The organism is Nonlabens antarcticus (genome assembly GCF_015356755.1).
GTDB lineage: Bacteria > Bacteroidota > Bacteroidia > Flavobacteriales > Flavobacteriaceae > Nonlabens > Nonlabens antarcticus.
Map to the genome: position 1 here is coordinate 128869 of NZ_JADFCO010000064.1, position 19169 is coordinate 148037.

Genomic DNA, 19169 nt, shown 5'->3' on the forward strand with positions numbered 1-19169 from the left:
AATGGCTGAAAACCCTGCATATGTTTCCATAAAAGACTGGTCAGAGGATGACCAGCCACGAGAAAAGCTACTTTTTAAAGGAAGTAGTAATCTGAGTGATGCAGAGTTGATAGCTATTTTGTTAGGTACCGGTAGCGTCGCCATTAGCGCAGTTCAATTAAGCAGGAATGTTATGCAAGATGCAAATCAATCATTGCAACAATTGGGAAAAAAGACGTTGAAAGAGTTGATGAAACATAAGGGTATAGGTCAGGCAAAGGCTGTTACTATTGTCGCTGCCATGGAACTGGGAAGACGTCGTGCCATGGAAATGCCAGAACGCATTGTAAAGATCACTTGCAGTCACGACGTGTTCAAAATACTGCAACCTATAATGGGGGAGTTGATGCACGAAGAATTCTGGATTTTACTGATGGACAATAATCACAAGGTGCTCGAGAAACACCAGATCAGTAAAGGCGGGATCACAGCAACTCATGTAGATTCCAGATTAATTTTTAAAAAAGCAATTGAAGCTGGAGCTGTGGCTATCATAATGGCACACAATCATCCTAGCGGTACTTTAAAACCCAGCACTGCAGATCGAGATATCACTTCTAGAATTATCACAGCGGGAGTAACGCTGGATATTAAAGTACTGGATCACATCATCATCACCCAGCAGGATTATTACAGTTTTGCAGATAACGACATCCTATCATGATTCTGATTTACTGTCCCGACTTGACACCGCGCAAACAATATATTTTCAAGCACATCTTCCGCAGGTTGATGAAGGCAGAATATGATATCACCTCAGAACTTAATGTATTTGTAGCACATGAAGGTATCAAATTTTCTTACGGCTCAAAACCACTGGGAGAAGAGATGTTCATATGGTCTTATGGCTTGCTGGATGAACATGGGATAGACGATCATGATATTGAGGTAATACAATGGGACAATTTACCAGCTTTCTTTTCGGCACCAGAAAGGAGCGATGTACCTTTTGATATTTTTTCTGCAGCCTTTTATTTAATCACGCGATATGAAGAATATTTGCCGCAGGTTAAGGACGATTATGGGCGATACAGCCCTTATGAAAGCACTGCTTTTAAGAATGGATTTTTAAAGTTACCCATGATTGATTTATGGGTTCAGAAACTTTCGAGACAGTTGCACGATGATGAATTGAGCACCTTAACCCGCAAACAAGATATTAATAAACTTATCGCTATAGAAGTAGCTACATTCAGTAAATATAAAAAGCGTGGAGTCGTGATTAATGCCTCAGCATTTGTGCGTCACATACGTAAGTTGCAATTAGATCGAGCCTGGAGTCAATTGAAAACATTGTTTAATGTAGAAGATGATCCTTACGATAATAGTGATTTAATACTCAGCTTATTTAGAAATTACAGAAAGACAAAAAACAAGCTTGTAAAACAAAAGCTGGACATGTTATTTTTCTTTCATTTGGGAGACTACAACGACCAGAATACAGGGGTTACCTATAAAAGTAAAAGCTACTTAGAAGCAATCAAGCATATTGCAGATTATGTAAGAATAGGTTTGCGATTTTCTGCAAATACGTCTCAGAAGGATGTTTACAAAGAAGAAAAGCGCTTTGATGAACTACTTAAGCGACCACTGCAATATACAATGGCTGCTCACTCAAAAATAGCAATGCCTGGTCACTACAAGCTTTTAGTGGATACTAAAACGATGGAAGATTACAGCATGGGATATGTAAATGAACCAGGAATGAGAGCAAGCACCTGTTTTCCATTTTACTTTTATGATCTTGATTATGAGGTTCAAACGCCATTATTAATCCATCCCTATGCTATTCATTATAACAGTATATCCCTTAACATGTTGAACGGTCAACAACAAGTATTACACGAGATCATGGAGAATGTGAGATCTGTAGGGGGAAATTTTGTAGCTCAATATTATTATGAACATTTTGACCGTGACATTAAAAGTCACGCACTAGGAGTATTAGAATCTATCATCCATGAGTAAATACCACGACGTAAAACACCTATTTTTTGATCTAGACCACACACTTTGGGATTTCGATCGCAATAGTAAATTAGCATACGGGCAAATATTTGAAAATGAGGGCATTGATCTTTCTCTAGATGTATTCATTGAGCAATATGAACCCTTGAACTTAGAATTTTGGAGACGCTTTCGCGAAAGCGAAATAACCAAAGAGGAATTGCGCTATCAACGTTTGAAATCCACGTTTGATGCGTGCAACTTTCCTGTAGAGGATGAGGCGATTCATAAAATGGCAGATTTATATCTAGAATATTTGCCACAGCACAACCACTTATTTCCTAATTGTATTGAAATGCTGGATACATTAAAGGGAAAATATCAACTGCATCTAATTACTAACGGTTTTGACGTGGTTCAGGGACATAAAATTAATAATTCTGGGTTGCGGGAGTACTTTCCATATATGTTGACTGCAGAAAGCGCTGGAATCAAAAAGCCTGATTTAAGAATATTTGAACGCGCATTAAGTGATACAGGAGCTAACGCAGCAAACAGCATAATGATAGGGGATAGTTATGAGGCCGATATTTTGGGAGCTAGAAATGCTGGATGGCGGACTATCTGGTTCCATACCACTGGTCAGGATATTCCAGAAGGAGAGGTAGTCGCTCATGACCTGGCTGATATTTACTCTATATTATCTCGATAATCATAATGATCCTTCCAGCGTTTTTGTAGAAACTCTTTTTGGACTTTTTCTCTGGGGTTATTTCCAGGTTGAAATAAGGTCGTGCCGCTCACTTGTTCAGGCATAAAATCAAAATGCGCAAAATTTCCTGGGTGATCATGGGCATACTTATAAGTGTTGCCATAACCTAGATCTTTCATAAGTTTAGTAGGTGCATTGCGCAGGCCTAATGGTACTGATAGGTCTCCGGTTTGCTTCACCATTTGCTGCGCTTTATTAATCGCCATATAACTCGCGTTGCTTTTGATGCTCGTGGCTAGATAAATCGCACATTGACTCAAAACAATTCGAGATTCTGGATACCCTATGGTACTGACAGCTTGAAATGTGTTATTTGCCATTATTAAAGCGGTAGGGTTTGCGTTTCCTATGTCTTCACTCGCCATAATTAGCATGCGTCTTGCGATGAATTTTAAGTCCTCACCACCTTCAATCATGCGCGCGAGCCAGTAAACTGTTGCATTAGGATCACTGCCACGCATGGATTTGATAAAAGCGCTTATTATATCATAGTGTTGCTCACCAGTTTTGTCATACCGTGCGGGATTTGACTGCACTTGTTCTAGAACCATTTTATCATCGATACTGATCGCATCTCCTTCCTGAGAATTGATAATGAGCTCAAAGACATTGAGTAGTTTGCGTGCATCGCCACCACTGATGCGTAACAGCGCATTAGTCTCTTTTAAAGTAATCTGCTTTTTAGAAAGAATGGAATCGACCTTCATTGCACGAGCAAGAAGTGCGATAAGATCTTCCTTAGAAAATGCGTCTAGTACATATACCTGGCAGCGCGAAAGGAGTGCTGGTATAACCTCAAAACTTGGGTTTTCTGTGGTAGCACCTATCAGCGTGACCCAACCTTTTTCAACTGCGGCTAATAGAGAATCTTGTTGGGATTTACTAAATCTATGAATCTCATCAATAAAAAGGATCGGATTGCTTGCGGTGAATAGGCCACCTGCACTTTTTGCTTTTTCAATGACCTCACGTATGTCTTTCACACCGCTATTGATAGCACTTAAAGTGTAAAATGGCCGCTTTGATTCTTGAGCAATAATGTTTGCTAAGGTTGTTTTACCAGTACCTGGAGGTCCCCAGAGAATCAAAGAAGGAATGGTTCCTGTAATTATATGACGGCGTAATGTTCCTTTTTCACCTACTAGGTGAGACTGGCTCAAGTAACCATCTAAATCATTAGGACGAATGCGTTCTGCTAGTGGAGTATTGGACATTCCACGAAGATACCATTCCAGGAGCGCAGGGACAATTGCTTTAAGATTTCTATCTGACAATTTAACCTAGATATAGAAGTGGGCTGTATTTTTGATTTAACTATAGTATGAAGTCAAACACATACATCTTTGATGCAAAAACGATAGGTGTACCGCTATTGATCGTTTTCTTGATGTGGTTTGTATTCTGGGTTGAGATGCGTTTTCATACGGATTTCACCAAATATGGGTTGGAACCACAAACTGTATCAGGTCTTTTAGGAATTTTAACCAGTCCCTTCATTCATTCAGGATTTTCACATTTGTGGAGCAATACGATCCCTATGCTGATTTTATCCGTCAGCCTAATGTATTTCTACCGCTTCATTAGCATCAAGGTTTTGATTTATGGAATATTACTTACTGGAGTACTTACGTGGGGGATAGGAAGAAATTCTTTTCACATAGGAGCCAGTGGACTTGTATATATGCTTGCTAGTTTTTTATTCTTCAAAGGTATTTTTACTAAATACTACAAGCTAATCGCATTAAGCTTTACCGTCGTGTTTTTATACGGGAGTCTCGTCTGGTACTTATTTCCAGTGGATCCCAACATCTCTTGGGAAGGGCATTCCAGTGGTGCTATGGCTGGATTGATACTAGCTATTTTGATGAAATCGAAAGTAGTTCCAGAAAAAAAATACAACTGGCAGCAGCCAGAATACAATGCTACAGAAGATTTATTCATGCAACAATTTGATGAGGAGGGAAATTTCTCACCACTCAAACCGGATGAAGAGGAATAGAGAAAGTCTTAGCCTTGTCTTTGTCTTACGGCTTCATATAACATTGCACCACAAGCAACAGATACATTCAGAGAAGCTATCTTTCCTAACATAGGAAGTTGAAAAGTCTTATCTAATGTTTTAAGGGTCGATGGATTGATACCGCGATCTTCACTTCCCATAACAAGAGCCAATGGAGTATTTAAGTCGGTTTGATAAATAGAATGATCTGCTTTTTCAGATGCGCCCACGGTTTGAATACCATAAGCCTGCATTAGAAAGATCGCATCTTTCAAATGATTTACTTTACAGATAGGAATATTAAAAACGGCACCTGCGCTTGTTTTTACGACAACTGCATTAATAGGAGCAGAGCCTTTTTCTGAGACAATGACAGCTGTAACACCAGTACATTCTGCCGTTCTGATAATAGCACCATAATTACCTACGTCTGTAACTCCATCGAGTAGTAAGAACATAGGATTTGTAGTTAGGTCTGTAGATTCCAATATTTCTTCTAAGTTAGAATATCCAACGGGAGAAAGAACGGCAACAGCACCTTGATGATTTTCTTTAGTGAGCTTATAGAGTTTTTCCTCAGGAACAAAAGAAGTTCCAACACCTGCCTTTTTCGCAGCAAATTTCAACTGATTAAATAATACACCATTACCTTCCTTTAGAAAGTAAATCTTTGAAATATCTCTTTGGTTTTCAATAGCCTCGAGAATAGGGCGTAGCCCATAAATCATATCATCTTTGTCCATGCTGCAAAGATACTTTCATTTAAGTAGAAGCGGTGGTAGTTATTATAAATAAAAAACCCGTCTAGTTTCCTAGACGGGTTTTACAGAATGTTAAGATGTTAACTAATAAAAAATGGCTATTCTTTGGAATAGCCATTTTAGTTTATTCTGAATCAAATTTCATTTTTTTTTGAAAAAATGAAATCATCAATTGTCAGAGTTAGTTTTTAATTAGTACAAACTGAGATTCTTGTGCTGCTAGACCATTAGTACTACGAGAATTCTCAATATAATTAACAATGATTTCAGAATCATCAGTTAGATCATACGTGGTATTCATAGTAGAAGGTATATGTCTAATACCACTATTTGCCACGTAAAATAAAGTATTACCTAAAGCAATTGTTCCACAATTCAAGTTAAGAATAACATCTTGAGTAATCCCACCGTTTACAGGTAGAAAAGAAGTTCTAAATACTCGTTGAGTAGGAGATGGTCCTTCACTCAATGTCACATTCCCTTCGCCTAAATTAAAGTCTCCAAATGCTGGGCCAATCGTCGATATCGTATTAACCAAAAGATAGGATCCTACCAAATAATCTTCTGGAATAGGACAAATTTGAAATACATTAACTGTTGTTCTCTGATTTGTATAAACAACTCCAGCTGGAGCAGTTAACTCAAGAACAAGTGGTAATGGATCAACATCAACACCAGCAACATCAGTCCCTGTTATTGTTATAGTACCTTCATATGCTCCCGCAGGGATAGTTACGTTTGCTGGAACAGCATAAGAACCATTAATTGCTTGAGTTTCTTCTGCTACAACACTAACGTTAAACGTACGGTCAACGCTTGAAATTGTTGAAACCTCAACTACAACCTGTCCTGAACCTACAGCATCAATTTCAATAGGTAAATCAGAGGAAGTACTTTCAAAACTTAGTACTTGCTGACTATTTTGATTGTCAATTATTTCGCCTATAACCTCTCTTTCACAGGAGCCTAGGATCAGTGTCAAAGCTATTAAGACACTATAAATTTTATAATTTTTCATGTTTTTCATAATTAAATTAATATCCAGGGTTTTGTTGTCCTGCAATAGCAGGATTTCCAGTGAATTCTAACAATGGTACCGGTAGGTATTTTGTCTCCGTATCAGTCGCTGGACGATCACATAATGGTGATTGATAAAGAGTACAGTCTACAGGATCTCTATCGTAACCAGTACCTGCTAATTCACCCAATCTCTTTACATCAATGTAGCGATGACCTTCAATAAATAACTCAACTCTACGCTCCAGTAATATATCTGCATATGCTGCAGTAGGGTTAGCATAGGTAGCTGTAGTAGTAGACGTCGTGTAACGAGCATTTCTTACTAGATCTACTTGTCTTGCAGCTTCTGCAAAATTTCCAGCACGGGCTGCAACTTCGGCTAATATAAAGTGCATCTCTACAGTTCTCATGATCTTATTATCATTACGTAAACCACCTTGTAAACCTCCTAAACTAGGATCTCCAGGATACTTATCGATAACTAATTCATCAGAATCACGTGGGTTGACGTCAGTAGCATAACTAGGCGAAACTTCTGCAGTAGCATCTATAAAGACTGGGCGTCTAACGTCACCGTTATTGGCAAAAGTATTTTGCAATCTATTGAACACAACTCTACTCATGTCAAAAATGGGTCCTCCATTTAAATCACTGGCGTTTGTATTAAACAAGCTTACTAATGCAGGCCCGCTGTTTAAAGTTACATCTAATGTAAGTATTGATTCATTAGCACCTGCGCCTGAAACATCAGCCCAAAAATCTCTATAGTCAGCTTCATTACCTACAACCGGTAATGTAAAGTTAGCGATAACAGCATTTGCATTAGCTGCTGCAACTGCAGCTCCCGCCGCACCGCGGTAGTTAGCTACTCTAGCTCTCAAACCTCTTACGAAATCTTGTGACACATAAAATTTGTCATAGGTAGTACCAGCGCTATCGAATAGATCTTCTGCTCTTTGTAAATCATCAAAGATAAATTGATATGTTTCACCAACTGTGCTTCTAGGTAATTGAGTAGAAGCATTTGCTGGAAAATCAATTAAAATCACACCTAGTGAAGAATCATCCTCAAGATCTTCACCATAATAGGCTAAAAGTTGACTGAAAGCATAAGCTCTTAATGTAAGTGCTTCTGCAATTGACGAATTATAAAGATCCTGTTCATCAGCTTCTGGTGTGATGTTTTCAGAAGCAGCAAGCAACGTGTTGACTCTAAATACCGTAAGGTAGCTATTCGCCCATAATGCTTGTGCATAACCTGAATTCTCATTCAGTATGCCTTGGAGTATCTCTGTGTCTTGTCCACCATGGGATGAGCCTATGGCGACCTCATCTGTAAATCGAGAGGTAAATGCTATAGGGTTTCCTGTGTTCACTACTGAATAAATACCAGCCAAACCTACTGAAAGATCATTTACTGAAACAAAGGCGGCACTAGCACCCAATTCCCCTGGTTGTGTTATATCTGTTGCATCATCGCAGGAGGCTATAGCCGCTACCATACATAATGCTATTATTATTTTTTTCATTTTATTTTTTTTTAAAAGTTAAGATCAACACCAAAACCTACTAGTCTTCCTTGTGGGAAATCAAAAGCAGTCTGAACTTGTCTTTGTTCAGGATCACTACCTCTAAAGTCAGAGAAAGTTAATAAATTCTCACCCGTTACATAGAGTCTTCCGCTTGATAGGAATGAATTGTCTAATAATGATTGTGGTAAGTTATACCCTATTTGCGCAAATCTCAGTCTTAAGAAGTTTGAGTCTACAAAGAATCGATCGCTATTTGCTGCTGGATTTAAATTAGTAGCATTTAAAGCAGGAATATCGGTAACACGATTAGCAGGTGTCCAAGATCTTTCAAGATCTGCAGATAACGTACCATTACCAGCAAAGTTAACATCTAGTAAGTTTTCGTAATCACCATCCAAGAAGCCTGTTCCTGTTACGTAGCTAAATTGCGTTTCAATAAAGAAATTTTTATAAGCTGCTCTAAATCCAAATCCTCCAAAAAATTCAGGATTTAAACTTTTACCATTGAATCTACGGTCTTCATTATCGATAGTTTCTGTTAGATTGTCGTCAATATCTCTGAATAGTAGGTTACCATTCGCAGGATTTATTCCTACGTAAGGAACTAAGAAGAATTCATTGATACGCTGGCCTTCTTGAAGAATTGTCAAACCTCCATTGTCAATTCTACCATCTTCTGGAGATAATTCTAATATTTCGTCTTCATTATAAGTTCCATTTGCAAAAACAGTGAACTCAAAATCACCTTTACTTTGAGCTCTTATTACGTCATAGTTTACAACTAAAGTTGCACCATTATTTCTTAAGCTACCTACGTTCTTATTAACATTACTACTAGGGTTTACTAGTGATATGTTTTGTGGAGCAAATAAATCATCGGTAACTCTGTTATATAATTCCATGTTACCATAAATTCGATTGTTTAAGAAAGCATAATCGATACCTACGTTAATTGTAGATACTGTTTCCCATCTTAAGTCAGCTACTGGTACTGTATTACTAGGAACAAAAGTTTGTTCATCTCTGTAACCTACTCCAGTTGCAAATAATTGTCTGGTATTGTTAAGCGCACCGTAATATCCTCCAGTAATTCTATCATTACCTGCCTCACCATAAGATACTCTCAATTTTAATAAGTCAATTGTCTCACTATCTTTCAAGAAATCTTCTTCGCTTATATTCCATCTCACTACACCGGAAAAGAAAGTTCCCCAACCATCATTTTCAATAAATCGGAAAGACTTATCTCTTCTTACAGTTGCCTCAAATCCATATTTCTGATCATAATCATAAGAAACGTTACCGAAATAAGAAAATAATCCGGTTTCAATCTTATTTGCAAAAGCATTAGCACCTACTTCATCACTATTACCATTGTCATCTATGAAGGATGTTCCATCACCAGGAGCAAATGTTCTAGGGTCTAAACCTGTTTGATCAAATCCGAAGCTTTCGAAATGTCCTTTCACATATTCTAAATAAGCATTAGCAGTTACACTGTGCTTCTTTTCTGCTTCCGTACCTTCTCCAAATCTCTTCGCCCATCCTAAGTTCAGGTTTGAGTTAAAACGTATATCTCTACTAGTTGATTGGTCTGTGGTACCTTCAAAAGGTTCAAAATCATTGCTGCCTGCACGTACTCTGGCCAACGCAGATAATGGACTTGTAGTAGCAAGGTTGTTACCTTGAGTATAATCTAAACCTATTCTATATCTTAAGGTGAAATCATCATTCAAATCGTAAGCAGCGTCACCACCTAGGATAATCTTAATTTCATCAGTTTCTTCTCTGTCAAATTCTTGACTGTTTAAATTTACATAAGGAGCATTAGCAAAAGCAAATGCTGCAGCACCAGTTAAGAATTCTGAGGTATTGATATTAGGATCTTTGTAAGGTAATCCGTTATTAGCCGCCCAGATAGGGTTGAAAAATACAGATCCACTTCCATCAGCTCCAGCAGTTCTAGAATCGGAAAAACCCATGTAAGTTGTAGTTCCAAATCTGAATCTTTCGTTGTCTGATTTTCCGTTTACATTAGTTCTAAAGGACATTCTCTGTAAAGTTCTTCCTGCAAGTGAAGACTCCTGCTCTGTGTAGTTAACAGATGTAAATTGTGTAAGGTTGCTACCACCTGATCTCAAACTTAAATTGTGAGATTGATTCGTTCCTGTTTGAAAAAAGATCTTTTCCCAATCAGTGTTTATTGCAAAGGCATCAATTTCAGCATCAGTAAGTGTCTGACCTAAACCAGCACCACGTCGCTTCTCTAAACGTAATAAGCCTCTAGAGTCATAACGGTTGTAATCAGTATCAATAAATTCTGTAAAACCAGTTGAAGCACTATAGGAAATAGCTAATGGAGAATCATACTTACCACCCTTAGTAGTAATTAAGATAACACCATTCGCACCACGATTACCATAAATCGCCGTTGCCGCACCATCTACTAGAGTTACAATGTTTTCAACGTCGTTAGGATTAAAAGTAGCAAAGGCATCTTCATCCACTGGTACACCATCTACAATGATTAACGGTTCTGTATTACCATTTAAAGAGGATGCTCCTCTTAATTGGATAAAAGCATTTCCCCCTGGCTGACCAGAACTAGTCTGTACGGAAAGACCTGGTACTTGACCCTGTAATCTTTGGATTACAGATGCATTTGGGCGGTCGACAATATCCTCAGCACTTAGTTGGGAAGCGGCAATGTTAGCTTCTTTTAAAGTAGTGGTACGATACGCTTGTACTACTACCGCATCTAATGATGTTGATAATGTAACATTTATTGTGCTTTTATTACCAACGTTAACTGTTTTAGGGTCATAACCAGAATATTGAAATACTAAGGCGTCAGTAGTTGCAGCAGTGATGCTGAAGTTTCCATCAAAATCTGTTGTAGTAGCATTTTGACTACCCTTTACTAGAACTGTAGCCCCTAATATGGGCAGTCCCTGCGAGTCAGTTACCTTACCGGTAACTGTTTGTTGAGCAAAAGCTACTTGCACAACTAACGCTAACAATAGCGTTAAAATTCCATTTAATTTTGTTTTCATGTTTAGATTTATTTGAATTAGCCAGTGCCAAAAATGCCAAAAACAAGTTAATAATACAAACGTTTCAAGGAATATTTTAAGTTAGACTTAACCTTAGCATAACAATAGTAATGATTATTTGTCATATTAAATAGCTAGAGTGTTTAAAATGAATGCTATCAGAATACTTTTAAAGAGCCTAAGTATTTTTGTTTTTAATTGAATACCTATCATTAAAAGATTAAAATTTAACCAATTACGGTTGAATCATAAATGTATATGGGTAGAAATCCTGTTTAAATGTGACTTTTAGTTAGGTTGCATTTTGTAAATTCATCTTAGGTCTCAGTTTGCAACTTCATGATCGAATATGTTAATAAGGTAAAACAGCACGCTTCTTTTTTAAGTTACTCATACTCAAAGTCTCCTTTTAAGTTTTTATCTATAGGGTATTTATGTCAGATGCTTTAGCATTGTGATATGCTTAATTTTTATCTAACTCGATTGATTTAGTAAAGAATAGTTTAAAAGATCAATCTTTATAGATGTTGATCTTTGTTAATTTTCACTTCAGTAATGTTTTACCTATGCATTGCTTCTTGCCTTGTCTAGCTTCATTATAATTAATTCGAGATTTTGCAATTTCTTCAAACTTATTTCAAAGCCGTCGTTACATCTTTTTCAATTACCCAGTTTTAAAATTATCTATTAATACCTTAAACCTAAATTGATGTTTTAAGGGAAACGATACCCGTTCGATGCGATTCATTATGATTAATGGACATAAAAAAACCCAGAGAAGATATTTCTCTGGGTTTAATAATTGAAAGCTTTTTAATCTTTTACTTATTAGTATCCGGTGTTTTGAGTAAGTTGAGAAAGTTCTACTTCTCTTGCAGGAATAGGCAAGATAGTTAGTGGGCTTCCTGCTGCAGACTCAGATACTTTAGCCATACCTGCTCTTCTTAAGGACAAGCCATTTCTAAGTAAGTCCATTCTACGTTGCCCTTCAAATGCGAGTTCCTTTCTGCGCTCAATCAAGATCTGTGATAATGTTACAGCTATAGGACCTAACCCTGCTCTTGTTCTTAAACGTGTAATGTCAGCTAAAGGTGTCGCACCGACAGAAGATCCTGCTCTGAAATTAGCTTCTGCACGTGTAAGAAGTGCTTCAGTATATCTTAATACTGTAGCGTTATCTCCATTACTAGTTCCATCAGGAAATTTAGAACTAAAAGTTCTTATTGCATTTGCAGCTGCTGAAGGTCCCGTTTGATTCAAATTAGCAAAACGTAAATCTCCAGGCTCAGAATTGTAAGCATCAATTAGGTTCTGCGAAAATGGAGCATCACCTCTACCTCCAGCTGGAATAGGATTCAACAAACTATTGTATCCCTGAGCTGGTTGAGGATTAACAGAAGAGTTCACTAATGTAAAAAAGTGTTCTCCAGATAACGTATTATAGAACAAATAATTAGGAGCTAAGGAAAATTCAGCATTAGAAAGAGCGTTGTTAGCCATTGTAGCTGCTTCAGGGAAACGTTCTTGATATAGATATAACCTAGCAAGTAGCGCTTGTGCTGCTCCTTTAGTTGCTCTACTATTATCGGAGTTAGAAAGAACCGGAATAGCTTCCATTAAGTCGGTCTCAACTTGATCATGGATCTCGCCTAATGTTGCTCTTTGTGGAGCTGGATCACCATTTATTACAGTTACTAATTGAACTGAAAGGTTTGCTCGTCCACCTTGTTGAAAAGGTTGACCGAAAAAATCAGCCAATTCAAAATACATCAGTGCTCTCATAAACTTAGCTTCACCAACTAACTGGTCTTTTCTAGCTTGAGTAAATGTAGGGTCTGGTACTCCTGGTATGTTTTCAATAACCAAGTTTGCCGTTCCTATAACATTATAATGTTGATCATAGAAAGGAAAGATTGAAGTATTATCAGCCTTAGTTTCATAGATGTTTATTTCTTGTAAGGTTGGAAAAGATCCTACGAAATCAACATTGTCAGCTTGCCATTCTTGAGCAAGTTGAAATGTTCCATTCAGAGCATCTGCGCTTTGAGCAAATGAATACAATCCATTTACAGCAGCTTCCGCTCCTGGTGCGTCGCTGAATACAGCTGCCGGAGAAAGTGAATCTTCGGGTAAAATGTCTAGGCGGTCTGAACAACTGTAAAGCGATGCGACAGCCAGAGATAAAATTAAATATTTTTTCATTTTCATTTTATTTATAATTAAAAAGTGAATGTTGCCCCAAAAACGTAGGACTTAGACTGTGGTGGTGTAAAGAACGTAGAACCTTGTCCTAGTGCTCCTCCTACATCCGTAACTTCTGGATCAATTCCATCTAAGTTATCAGCTTTCAGTGTTACTAAATTTGTTGCAGTTGCATAAAGTCTTACGGACTTGAAAACATTGAGTTTTTCCATCAATGTTTGTGGTAGGGTATAACCCAACGTCACATTCTTAAGTCTCAAATAACTTCCATCTCTCAATTGAGCAGTGGATCTTTGAGCATATCTGCCAAAAGTAGCACTAGTAAACGCTGGTACAAAAGCATTGTCTCCTGGCGCTTGCCATACATCAAGTGTAGCTGCTCTGTTATTAAATGAGCCACTACCTACGTTATCTGTAAATCTAAAACCATCTACGAAGATATCATTTCCATAACTAAAATTAGCTAGCACATTTAGATCGAAACCTTTGTATCTAAAGGTATTTGTTAAGCCACCTACAAATTCAGGATTTGCATTTCCTAATAATACACGATCGCTAGCTGATGGGTTGTTCGTTATGTCTCCATTAACGTCTAACCATTCCGCATCACCTGTTTGAGGATTTACTCCTACATACCGTACTAAGAAATAGGTGTTAATTGATTCACCTACTACAGCGCGTTGATTTGATCCTCCAGAAATGAACTGTCTGCCTTGTGCATCAACCGCAGCACCTGGTAATGATAAAACTTCATTTTCATTGAAACCAATGTTGAAAGATGTTGTCCATTTGAAGTCTTCAGTTCTGAAGTTATCCGTTGAGATACTTATATCAAAACCTCTGTTCTGAACTTCACCTACGTTTGCTTGTCTCGTGTTAGGACCTGCTGCTGTTGCTACTGCAAATGGTACTGCTAAGATTAAGTCATCTGTATTTTTCTTATAGTACTCAATCGCAAATCGAACTCTGTTGTTGAACAAATCTCCAGAAAGGCCTAAATCAAAAGATTTGCTGCGTTCCCATCTCAAATCTGGGTTTCCAGCAGAACTTAATGTAAGCGCTGGATTTTGATTGTAGTTACTAGAATCAAATAGAGCTAGATAATTGAAATTTCCAATTCTATCATTACCTGTAATACCATAGCTACCACGTATTTTTAAATTGTCAACCCACGATACTTCTTCCATAAAGGATTCTTCAGAAATATTCCAACCAGCAGCACCAGCATAAAAGGTACCAAACTTGTTGTTTTCTCCGAAACGGGAAGAACCATCACGTCTTACGGAACCTTCAACAACATATTTACTATCATAAGCATACGTTGCTCTACCGAAATAACCTTGTAATTGTGAGGTTACTCCTGAAGAAAATGTAGTCACTGGAGTTGAACCAGACTGTACGTTTACTAATGCATCACTTGCAAAACCAGTCGCTGACGCAAATACTTGTCTTTGATCATTTTGTTCGTAAGATGTACCTATGATCGCAGACACGTCATGAACTTCGCCAAATGTCTTGGCATAATTCAAGGTGTTTGTAAAAATAAATCTATCATCGGTAAGGAAAGTGTCACTTGCATCACCACCTGGAGTGTTAAGTTCACGTCCACGATTCTGCTCTTCCACTAATACTCTATCAACTCCAAAAGTGGTTCTGAAGTTAAGTCCTTCCATTAACTTGAAGTCTCCAAATACATTACCATTCAATCTTCCTTGTGTGGAACGACTAATGTCTTGTGCTTCTACAGCTATTACGTTTCTAACAAAACCAGTAGCCACAAATGCACCATCTGCATCTCTAGGTTCTAGGAATGGAAGGATTAAGTAAGCAGAAGTAAGCGGAGCAAATACGTTGTTCTCTGATCCTACACGATCATTGTCGGTAAATGAATATGACAAGTTTGCACCTATACTTAACCAGTCTGTAGCATCATGATTTAAGTTAATTCTAGCGGCTCTGCGCTCAAGTCCATTTCCTATGATAAATCCTTGCTCATTTTTTACGTTAGCACTTACGAAAAAGGAAGTTTTTTCACCACCACCTTGTACGGAAACATCGATATTTTCATAGGTACCTGTTTGAGTAACTCCATCTACCCAGTCAAATCCACCTGTTGGCACATTTGTTAAATTTGGAAAATAACCTGCATCAAGTCCGAACTGTCTGAATTGATCTGCGTTTAGCATTTCAATAGTATCCGTAGACTCACTAAAACCTGTGCTAACATCAACCGTTACAATCGTGTCTTGATTCTTTTTACCTCCTTTAGTAGTTATTAATACAACACCATTGGAACCACGTGAACCATAGATAGCAGTAGCTGCTGCATCTTTAAGAACAGTTAAGGAAGCAATGTCATTTGGATTGATATTCGCTAATGGATTCAGCCCTTGTCCACCTTGACCTCCAGTAAGAACAGCATCATTCAATGGCACCCCATCAACCACAAATAAAGGTCTGATACCTGAATTGATGGTAGATGTTCCACGTATTTTAATTACGGGAGCAGCTCCTAAAAGACCTGATGACTGTACAACCTGTACACCTGCAGCCTGTCCTTGAAGCAATTCTTGTGGGGAGTTAGCAGGAATGTCTCTAATAGCTTCCTCATCAACTACTGCAATGGAAGAAACATTCTTTTTAGTAGTCTGAGTACCATAGGCAACAACTACCACGGCATCTAGTGAAGTTGATAAGGTAACGTTGATTACCGTTTGATTTCCTACGACTATTGTTTTAGGATCATAACCTGAATAAGAAAAAGTTAAGGAACTAGTTGCATCTGCACTAATGCTGTAATTCCCATCAAAATCTGTTGTAGTAGCATTTTGACTACCTTTTACAAGAACTGTAGCCCCTAATACTGGGAGTCCTTCTGAGTCAGTTACCTTACCGGTAACCGTTTGTTGTGCAAATGCTACTTGCACAACTAACGCTAATAAAAGCGTTAAAATCCCATTTAATTTTGTTTTCATGTTTAGATTTTATTTGAATTTGCTAACGTCAAAAATGCTGAAAACAAGTTGATTAAACTATAAAGGGAGGAGTTATTTTAATAAATCATTAAGATTCCTTTAACGATACTCTAACACTTTAAAAAGACAACACAAAGTTTAAATGTGCTATAGTGCTAGTCTTTAGGTCTGTACGATCTAAAAAATAACCATTTGCGACTTGGAATTTTAGAATTCCGGCACCTGTTAGGATACCAAATCCGCCACCAAATGCATACATATATTGAGGATTACGATCCGTAAAACGCTCAAATACACCTGCATCTGATAAAATATTAACATAAATCTGACTATTTAATGCGTATCTCAACTCAGTTTGCAAGAAAGTGTATGCTGCTGTATCGATATTATTCTGATTAAAACCCCTAATGGTATTAATTCCTCCTACCTGTTTGAGTTCATTAAATTGCAAATTATTGGTTTTCAATAAATAACTATTGACATTAGTTTCTAGATTAAAGTTATAGGGAAGTTTCCATAATTTGCCTAAACTCGCTCCCACCTGGTATTGAAAGTCGCTAGATTCATTTAGTGCTCTCTCTTGCACTCCAGCCTCTAGAGTAAGACTGAAGTCTTCTGGTTGTAATCGATCTCCACTATTTTTTAATACAGAATAGGATACAAGAATGCCATTTGTATTGTAATCTGGATTGTTAGAGTCGTTAAATTCGTTGCTTGTACCTGTTGAGGAGCTATTTTCATAGGTAATTTTGAGTAATGAATTTCTGGGAAGGAGATAATTCAGTCCTATGCTTAGGGATGTATTTTGATACAGGCTATCTCTTCTTAATATCTCCAAGCCGCCACTGACTCCTATTTTTTTTCTAATTAAGCCGGGAAAACTAGCGTTGATATTTAAACGCGATTGATCATCAGTATCGTTTCTATATTCTAGATTGATTTGTTCTCCATAATTAAAATTGTTCAAAAAGCTGGCTTCTAAATAACCATTAATTTCAAGATCTCCATTTTTATCAGTATTGAATCCTATCAAGCCATCAGCAGCATTTGCAGATTTCTTTTTGATATAAATATAGAGGAGTGTGCTATCATTTTTAAAAAGCGTTTCTGGTTCTTTAAGAACCTCTATATAATTTACACTGCTTAATTGAGATTGTATGTTATTTAAATTCCGACTATTATAAGTGGGTCTTCCCTTTACTAAGTTGTTAATTAGGTTCTTTGGATATTTAGGATATCCCTTGACAACGATTCTATCGACCTTTCGAGATTTTTCAGAAAAGACTTCTAAAAATATCTTAGCTGTATCTGCCGACGAGAAATCCCAGCGTGCCGGAATGATTTTTGCAAATGGTTGACCGCTATCATTTAATTGTTTCTGCAATCTTGATAGCTCTTCCTGTAAAGATGCTGGAGCGATGAATCGATTCCGCTTTCGCGAAAGCGAACTTTTCCCATTTGTTTTATAATCATCAAGTCTCGCGATTATAATCTCAATAGTGGAATATTGCCTTCCTAAATAAATCGTTTGACGCCACGTAGAATTGAATGTAACAGAATCTGTCTTTGAAGTCAAATTCAAATATCCTGCGTTCAGATATTTATTACGGATACTATCAGAAGCGGTTTCAACATCTTTTCTGGTTCCTAAATTTAGGATGGTATCAACAGCAACTCGAGAATCCTTCTCCTTATATATTGTACTTTCTAGTTTCCATTGCTGTGCAAAGACAGATGTGAAGCATAAGGTATATATAATAAGGACAAGGGAAAATTTCAACATTTAAGAAATGAAGGTAATTGTAAGGTAACGCCACGAGGAAGGTTTTCTTGCCGGTGCATAAAAGATATTGTAAAAACTTGAAGATGAGATTTGAATAAGCAATTATTATTCATACCTTTGCCGACCCTAAAATAGGGAAATAATTTATTAGCGTAAAACAATATGCCAACGATTTCACAATTAGTACGTAAAGGAAGATCCAAAATAACCAAGAAGAGCAAATCTGCTGCTCTAGATTCTTGTCCTCAACGTCGTGGAGTTTGTACTCGTGTTTACACCACAACGCCTAAGAAGCCTAACTCAGCAATGAGAAAGGTAGCGCGTGTGAGACTTACCAATGGTAAGGAAGTAAATGCATACATTCCAGGAGAGGGACACAATCTACAAGAGCACTCGATAGTATTGGTTAGAGGAGGAAGGGTTAAAGATTTACCAGGAGTTAGATACCACATTGTACGTGGTGCTTTGGACACAGCAGGTGTTGCAGGCCGCACGCAACGTAGATCTAAGTATGGTGCAAAACGCCCTAAGAAGTAAACAAATTTTTAAAAAACCTGACATCACCATGTCGGGACTTTTTAATTAACAATTTCAACAAGAAGAAATGAGAAAAAGACAGGCAAAAAAACGGCCGATCCTTCCAGATCCACGTTTCAACGACCAGCTAGTGACACGCTTTGTTAACATGATGATGATGCATGGTAAGAAGTCAGTAGCGTTTAAGTGTTTTTATGATGCAATGGATATCGTAGAAGAAAAAAATCAAGACGAAGAAAAAACTTCCCTAGAAGTGTGGAAAGATGCTCTTTCAAATGTGATGCCTCACGTAGAAGTACGTAGCCGTCGTGTAGGTGGTGCAACGTTCCAGATTCCTATGCAGATTCGTCCGGATAGGAAAATATCTACTGCAATGAAGTGGTTGATAAGCTATTCTAGAAAGCGCAATGAGAAATCGTTCTCTCAAAAGCTTGCCTCAGAAATTTTAGCTGCGGCTAAAGAAGAAGGAGCGGCTGTTAAGAAAAAGACGGATACTCATAAAATGGCAGAAGCCAATAAGGCATTCTCACACTTCAGATTCTAAGAACT

At 37.6% G+C, this 19169-nt stretch carries 14 protein-coding genes; 6 read left to right on the forward strand and 8 right to left on the reverse strand.

Features of this window, described 5'->3' with window-relative positions:
• Position 1 precedes the first annotated feature (1 nt).
• Genes radC through IQ282_RS06645 form a run of 3 tightly spaced genes read left to right on the forward strand, consistent with a single transcriptional unit; the run spans position 2 to position 2698 of the window.
• A complete protein-coding gene (gene radC, locus IQ282_RS06635; RefSeq protein WP_194851068.1) occupies positions 2–703 on the forward strand; it encodes a RadC family protein in 702 nt (233 codons plus the stop codon).
• Positions 700–2007, forward strand: a complete 1308-nt coding sequence (locus IQ282_RS06640) for a DUF7033 domain-containing protein (protein WP_228547254.1) — start codon at positions 700–702, stop codon at positions 2005–2007. The genes radC and IQ282_RS06640 overlap by 4 nt, the downstream gene beginning before the upstream one ends.
• Entirely contained in the window at positions 2000–2698 is a 699-nt protein-coding gene (locus IQ282_RS06645) for a YjjG family noncanonical pyrimidine nucleotidase (protein ID WP_194851069.1), read from the forward strand. Before IQ282_RS06640 ends, IQ282_RS06645 begins: the two co-directional genes overlap by 8 nt.
• Here IQ282_RS06645 and IQ282_RS06650 read toward each other — a convergent pair.
• Entirely contained in the window at positions 2677–3972 is a 1296-nt protein-coding gene (locus tag IQ282_RS06650) for a replication-associated recombination protein A (RefSeq protein ID WP_194851070.1), read from the reverse strand. The genes IQ282_RS06645 and IQ282_RS06650 overlap by 22 nt on opposite strands.
• A gap of 107 nt (positions 3973–4079) precedes the next feature.
• Here IQ282_RS06650 and IQ282_RS06655 point away from each other — a divergent pair, with 107 nt between their 5' ends.
• Positions 4080–4757, forward strand: a complete 678-nt coding sequence (locus tag IQ282_RS06655; protein WP_194851071.1) for a rhomboid family intramembrane serine protease — start codon at positions 4080–4082, stop codon at positions 4755–4757.
• A gap of 8 nt (positions 4758–4765) precedes the next feature.
• Here IQ282_RS06655 and rlmB read toward each other — a convergent pair whose 3' ends face one another.
• The 7 genes from rlmB to IQ282_RS06690 all read right to left on the reverse strand — a co-directional run bounded on the left by rlmB (position 4766) and on the right by IQ282_RS06690 (position 18083).
• The gene (gene rlmB / locus IQ282_RS06660; protein WP_194851072.1) at positions 4766–5500 is read right to left on the reverse strand and encodes a 23S rRNA (guanosine(2251)-2'-O)-methyltransferase RlmB; all 735 of its coding nucleotides are present in this window, start codon (positions 5498–5500) and stop codon (positions 4766–4768) included.
• Between the two features lie 199 nt (positions 5501–5699).
• On the reverse strand, positions 5700–6545 hold the full coding sequence (locus IQ282_RS06665) for a hypothetical protein (protein WP_194851073.1): 846 nt from the start codon (positions 6543–6545) through the stop codon (positions 5700–5702).
• 7 nt (positions 6546–6552) lie between these two features.
• A complete protein-coding gene (locus IQ282_RS06670; RefSeq protein ID WP_194851074.1) occupies positions 6553–8067 on the reverse strand; it encodes a RagB/SusD family nutrient uptake outer membrane protein in 1515 nt (504 codons plus the stop codon).
• Between the two features lie 11 nt (positions 8068–8078).
• On the reverse strand, positions 8079–11123 hold the full coding sequence (locus IQ282_RS06675; protein ID WP_194851075.1) for a SusC/RagA family TonB-linked outer membrane protein: 3045 nt from the start codon (positions 11121–11123) through the stop codon (positions 8079–8081).
• 828 nt (positions 11124–11951) lie between these two features.
• Positions 11952–13325 carry a RagB/SusD family nutrient uptake outer membrane protein gene (locus IQ282_RS06680; RefSeq protein ID WP_194851076.1) on the reverse strand — a complete coding sequence of 458 codons (1374 nt, stop codon included), beginning with the start codon at positions 13323–13325 and terminating at the stop codon, positions 11952–11954.
• 17 nt (positions 13326–13342) lie between these two features.
• Complete coding sequence (locus IQ282_RS06685; protein ID WP_194851077.1) at positions 13343–16300, reverse strand: SusC/RagA family TonB-linked outer membrane protein; 2958 nt, start codon at positions 16298–16300, stop codon at positions 13343–13345.
• Positions 16301–16418: 118 nt separating this feature from the next.
• Entirely contained in the window at positions 16419–18083 is a 1665-nt protein-coding gene (locus IQ282_RS06690; RefSeq protein WP_194851078.1) for a BamA/TamA family outer membrane protein, read from the reverse strand.
• A gap of 162 nt (positions 18084–18245) precedes the next feature.
• Here IQ282_RS06690 and rpsL point away from each other — a divergent pair, with 162 nt between their 5' ends.
• Both rpsL and rpsG read left to right on the forward strand, forming a co-directional pair.
• Entirely contained in the window at positions 18246–18620 is a 375-nt protein-coding gene (gene rpsL, locus IQ282_RS06695) for a 30S ribosomal protein S12 (RefSeq protein WP_194851079.1), read from the forward strand.
• 67 nt (positions 18621–18687) lie between these two features.
• Entirely contained in the window at positions 18688–19164 is a 477-nt protein-coding gene (gene rpsG / locus IQ282_RS06700; RefSeq protein ID WP_194851080.1) for a 30S ribosomal protein S7, read from the forward strand.
• The last annotated feature ends 5 nt before the right edge of the window (positions 19165–19169 follow it).

Excerpts from the sequence above, each read along its gene's own strand:
- radC (WP_194851068.1), top strand. The coding sequence starts at position 2 with ATGGCTGAAAACCCTGCATATGTTTCCATAAAAGACTGGTCAGAGGAT.
- IQ282_RS06640 (WP_228547254.1), top strand. The coding sequence starts at position 700 with ATGATTCTGATTTACTGTCCCGACTTGACACCGCGCAAACAATATATT.
- IQ282_RS06645 (WP_194851069.1), top strand. The coding sequence starts at position 2,000 with ATGAGTAAATACCACGACGTAAAACACCTATTTTTTGATCTAGACCAC.
- IQ282_RS06650 (WP_194851070.1), bottom strand. The coding sequence starts at position 3,972 with ATGTCCAATACTCCACTAGCAGAACGCATTCGTCCTAATGATTTAGAT.
- IQ282_RS06655 (WP_194851071.1), top strand. The coding sequence starts at position 4,080 with ATGAAGTCAAACACATACATCTTTGATGCAAAAACGATAGGTGTACCG.
- rlmB (WP_194851072.1), bottom strand. The coding sequence starts at position 5,500 with ATGGACAAAGATGATATGATTTATGGGCTACGCCCTATTCTCGAGGCT.
- IQ282_RS06665 (WP_194851073.1), bottom strand. The coding sequence starts at position 6,545 with ATGAAAAACATGAAAAATTATAAAATTTATAGTGTCTTAATAGCTTTG.
- IQ282_RS06670 (WP_194851074.1), bottom strand. The coding sequence starts at position 8,067 with ATGAAAAAAATAATAATAGCATTATGTATGGTAGCGGCTATAGCCTCC.
- IQ282_RS06675 (WP_194851075.1), bottom strand. The coding sequence starts at position 11,123 with ATGAAAACAAAATTAAATGGAATTTTAACGCTATTGTTAGCGTTAGTT.
- IQ282_RS06680 (WP_194851076.1), bottom strand. The coding sequence starts at position 13,325 with ATGAAAAAATATTTAATTTTATCTCTGGCTGTCGCATCGCTTTACAGT.
- IQ282_RS06685 (WP_194851077.1), bottom strand. The coding sequence starts at position 16,300 with ATGAAAACAAAATTAAATGGGATTTTAACGCTTTTATTAGCGTTAGTT.
- IQ282_RS06690 (WP_194851078.1), bottom strand. The coding sequence starts at position 18,083 with ATGTTGAAATTTTCCCTTGTCCTTATTATATATACCTTATGCTTCACA.
- rpsL (WP_194851079.1), top strand. The coding sequence starts at position 18,246 with ATGCCAACGATTTCACAATTAGTACGTAAAGGAAGATCCAAAATAACC.
- rpsG (WP_194851080.1), top strand. The coding sequence starts at position 18,688 with ATGAGAAAAAGACAGGCAAAAAAACGGCCGATCCTTCCAGATCCACGT.